Below are 4,075 nucleotides of genomic sequence, written 5' to 3'. Positions count from 1 at the left end.
ATGATCCACGTCATTGGCGATCACGAAAAGAGGGCCTTCATCGGCAGCAAGATCCAGGCGGTGATCGATACGATCGTCGATCATTATAACCTCATAGCCCACCAGCTGACGGCGCCCGGCCGCTATGCGCCAGTGTTAATGCGGACTGACGAGGGCGAAGTGCTTGCTGGCGACTGGGCCGACGGGTTCTTCGGAGCCATCAGCTTAAATCTCGGGGAATGGGCACCGCTACTCGCTCAAAAGCAGACCGGCGATCCGATCATGGCTATTCTTCTTCACTGCACAAAGCCTGAGATGATCCAAATGATCTCGACAGCATTCCCCAAGCCTCCCGAAGCCATTCTCAAAGATGCCTGGCGTACGCTTCCGTTCGCGGTCGAAGGCATTTACGCGCACTGCCAGCCGATGCGCTTCAACCCAGGCGCTCCCGCCAACGACGCTTAGTCCGGGTTGAGGATCGGCGTCACGCCCATGGCTGTGGGGCGCTCGCAACGGATACGCCAAAGCTCACTCAATCACAGAAGGTGCGGGGAAATTCGCGCTTACCTACGAACTGCATATCGGTGGTATCAATCACGCCGCGACAGCCTCGGTGAAGGCGATGAGCGAGTTGTGGAAGGTCGAGGACGAGATCCGGGGAAAGCTATCCCTCCGGCGTGGACCGCCTTGCGAATTTTTGGCGATATCGTGATTTTGCGCTCTTGAGAGTGGACTTAAGAGCGCGTTGAGGAACGATGGCACAGGCAATTTTGCTGACGGGTCAAGAACGGCGTCGTCGTTGGTCGGCAGATGATCGGCTGGAAATTCTGGAGGCGGCATTTGCGCCGGGGGCAAATGTCTCGGAGGTGGCGCGTCGCTTTGATGTTTCGACGGGTCTGATCTACACTTGGCGCCGCCAAGCGCTGTCGGTGAAAGATGGACCTGCTTTCGTGCCGGCGACTGTCTTGGACGTCCCTGGCTGCAGCGATGGTGGCGCGGCGACCATCGTTGTGGACTTTGCGAACGGCACGAAGGTGAGGATTGCTTCCGCGGCACCTTATGATCTTGCCGCGGCAGTCATGCGTGCGCTCAAATGATCCCGATCAGTTCGAGCGTGCGTGTTTGGATTGCGAGCGGCCATTGCGATATGCGCAAGGGGATGCAGGGCCTGGCTCTGATCGTGCAGGAAGGTCTCGGTCGTGATCCGTTCAAGGGCGACGTTTTTGTCTTCCGCGGGAAAAGTGGTCGGCTGATCAAGGCTATTTGGCATGACGGAGTTGGCCTATCTCTATACGCAAAGCGGCTCGAGCGCGGCCGTTTCATTTGGCCGGCGACGGAGGGCGGAGCGATTGCGCTGACGGCTGGCCAGATGTCGTATTTGCTTGAGGGAATTGACTGGCGAAACCCGCAGCAGACATGGCGGCCGACGAGCGCGGGATAGTGTATTTTGGGCGGGATTTTCCGTCTGAAAACACCAAGAAAGCTATGCAAATCAGTGGTTTTGTGATTCACTTCGAGCATGGAAACCGGCTCGGAAAATCACCGTGATCATGCTGCTGCCCTAGAAGCAGAGCTGGCGATAGCGCGGGCGGAACGGGCTACAGCTTTGGCCGAATTGGCTGTTGCCAAGGCCAAGGAGGCCGACGATCAGGCCATCATTCTTCGCCAGAAAGTCTACATCGAAAAGCTGCAACGGGAACTGCGCGGTCAGAAGTCGGAACGGACGGCGCGGCTGATTGCGCAGATGGAGCTGATGCTTGAGGACGCCGAAGCGACGGCGACCGAAGATGAGCTTGCCGCCGAAATGGCCGTTGCTGCAGCCGCGGCGATTGCGGTCACCGGCTTTACGCGCAAGCGGCCTGTCAAGAAGCCCTTCCCTGAATATCTGCCGCGTGAGCGTGTTGTGGTGCCTGGTCCGGTTGTCTGCAGCTGCTGTGGCGGTGAACGGCTTCGCAAGCTCGGCGAAGACATCACCGAACGATGGAGAGCGTACCGCGTAGCTGGAAGGTCATTCAGACGGTGCGGGAAAAGTTCACCTGCCGTGACTGCGAGAAGATCAGTCAGGCACCTGCACCCTTCCATGTCATCCCGAGAGGATGGGCTGGTCCGCGCCTTTTGGCGATGATGCTCTGCGATAAGTTCGGCCAGCACATTCCCCTCAATCGTCAGGTCGAACGTTTTGTTCTGGAAGGTGTGCCCATCAGTCTGTCGACAGCAGCAGACGCGATTGGCGCGTGCTGCCAGGTCCTTGACCCGCTGGTGCGGCGGATTGAAAGCCATACGTTCGCGTCTGAACGGATCCACGGTGATGACACGACCGTGCCGGTTCTCACTCTGGGCAAGACCGTCACCGGTCGGATATGGAGCTATGTCAAGGACGATGCTCCGTTTGGGGGAGCGGCGCCATCGTCGGCGATGTTCTATTATTCCCGTGACCGGGCCGGTGAGCATCCACAGGCGCATCTGGCCAATTATAGCGGCATCCTTCAGGCGGATGCGTATACGGGCTATGGCCAGCTCTATCTTCCTGATCGAAGACCGGGTCCGATTTATGAAGCGGGGTGTTGGGCGCACGCGCGACGACCGTTTTTTGCGCAGGCTGACCTGGAGACCAATGCGCGCCGAAAGGCGCAAGGCAAAAGTGCCGCCGTAATCTCACCAGTCGCATTGAACATGGTGCAGCGGATCGACGCGCTGTTCGAAATCGAACGCCAGATCAATGGCCGCACTGCGGATGAACGAAAGGCAATCCGCCAGCAGTTATCAAAGCCGCAGATCGACGACATGGAAATATGGATACGCGAACAACGCGCCAGGTTGTCGCGCGGCAATGACTTGGCAAAGACGTTTGACTACATGCTGAACCGTTGGGAATCCTTCACCCGTTTCCTCGACGACGGTCGTATCTGCTTGTCGAACAATTGCGCGGAGCGATCGCTGCGCGGTGTGGCGCTCGGACGAAAGGCCTGGCTATTTGCCGGGTCCGATCGAGGGGGCCAGAGGGCGGCGGCAATGTACAGCTTGATCGTCACCGCGAAAATGAACCGCATTGACCCACAGGCCTGGCTTGCAGATGTTCTCGCCCGCATCGCCGATCATCCAGCCGGCCGGATCGATGAGCTTCTCCCCTGGAATTGGCGGAAAACCACGACATCGCCACTGAGGCAGGCGGCCTGATGGCAGGTCCTCTCGTTCGCTTAAAGATCACGCTCGATGACGTTGATCCCTTGGTGATGCGGCGCGTTGTCGTCCCATTCCGCATTCGGCTTGATCGGCTTCATGAGATTCTTCAGGAGGCCTTCGGCTGGACCAACAGCCATCTATATGAGTTCAGGATCCGTGACATCGGGTTCGGCGTGCCTGATGGCGGCTTTGATGGCCCCATCGATGCTCGCAAGGAAACTCTTCTTGCCGCTATCGAAGATATCGGCGCGAGATCATTCAAGTATCTCTATGACTTCGGCGACGGCTGGACGCACACCGTGAAAATCGAAAAGACCTTTCCGGCTACCGCTGGCTTCGATGATCCCTTCCTTCTCGAGGTTGTCGGACGATGTCCACCTGAGGATGTCGGCGGCCCATGGGGCTACGAAGAGTTCCGCGAGGCAATTGCCGACACCAACCATGAGCGTCACCACGAACTTGTAGAATGGTGGGGCGACGCACACTACGATCCTGGCGACGTCGACGCCGCCAATCTCCGCAAAAACGTCGAGGCTCTCGCCGCAAAGTGGAAGCGCCGATCGCGCAAAAAAACCTGACCCTGCGGTCCTCGGCGAATGCTTACGGGGAAAGGATGCCAACATCCGTGCTGCCGCACGACAAGAGCGGTCTGCGGCCATTGTCGCCAACCTTTTTGACATCTGGGAAAAGGAGCTGGCGAAGGTCTCTGGCAAGTCCAAAACCGCGGAAGCGATCCGCTATGCAATGACCCGTCGACAATCTCTGGAACGCTTTCTCGGTGACGGCCGCATCGAGATTGACTCCAATATCGTCGAGTGCGTATTCCGGTGATGCCGGACGGCTATTCCAATCTGAAGCCGGACAGGTATTCCAATCTCATGCCGGACACGATTCCGATTTGAAGCCGGACAGT

Annotated in this window: 5 protein-coding genes and 1 pseudogene; all 6 read left to right on the top strand. The window is 58.2% G+C overall.

Annotated features, from left to right (window positions below):
• On the top strand, positions 1-444 hold a 444-nt coding region (locus ASD00_RS28350), incomplete at its 5' end, for a UPF0149 family protein (protein WP_244496153.1).
• A gap of 290 nt (positions 445-734) precedes the next feature.
• The gene (locus tag ASD00_RS28345; RefSeq protein ID WP_063963361.1) at positions 735-1,076 is read left to right on the top strand and encodes a transposase; all 342 of its coding nucleotides are present in this window, start codon (positions 735-737) and stop codon (positions 1,074-1,076) included.
• Entirely contained in the window at positions 1,073-1,420 is a 348-nt protein-coding gene (gene tnpB / locus ASD00_RS28340; RefSeq protein WP_057210537.1) for an IS66 family insertion sequence element accessory protein TnpB, read from the top strand. Before ASD00_RS28345 ends, tnpB begins: the two co-directional genes overlap by 4 nt.
• Positions 1,421-1,498: 78 nt before the next feature.
• Positions 1,499-3,156 (top strand): IS66 family transposase gene (locus tag ASD00_RS28335; protein ID WP_156585850.1). Its coding sequence is split into 2 segments (ribosomal slippage): positions 1,499-1,955 and positions 1,955-3,156, totalling 1,659 coding nucleotides; the frame shifts between segments, so codons are not numbered across the junction.
• A complete protein-coding gene (locus ASD00_RS28330) occupies positions 3,156-3,740 on the top strand; it encodes a plasmid pRiA4b ORF-3 family protein (RefSeq protein WP_057210535.1) in 585 nt (194 codons plus the stop codon). The genes ASD00_RS28335 and ASD00_RS28330 overlap by 1 nt, the downstream gene beginning before the upstream one ends.
• 22 nt (positions 3,741-3,762) lie before the next feature.
• Positions 3,763-3,978 (top strand): annotated as a pseudogene (locus tag ASD00_RS39335) (transposase); the annotation flags it as partial.
• Between the last annotated feature and the right edge of the window lie 97 nt (positions 3,979-4,075).

Origin of the sequence: Ensifer sp. Root31 (assembly GCF_001424825.1) — a bacterium.
GTDB classification, from domain to species: Bacteria; Pseudomonadota; Alphaproteobacteria; order Rhizobiales; family Rhizobiaceae; genus Ensifer; species Ensifer canadensis.
This window is presented reverse-complemented; position numbering and strand designations above follow the sequence as displayed.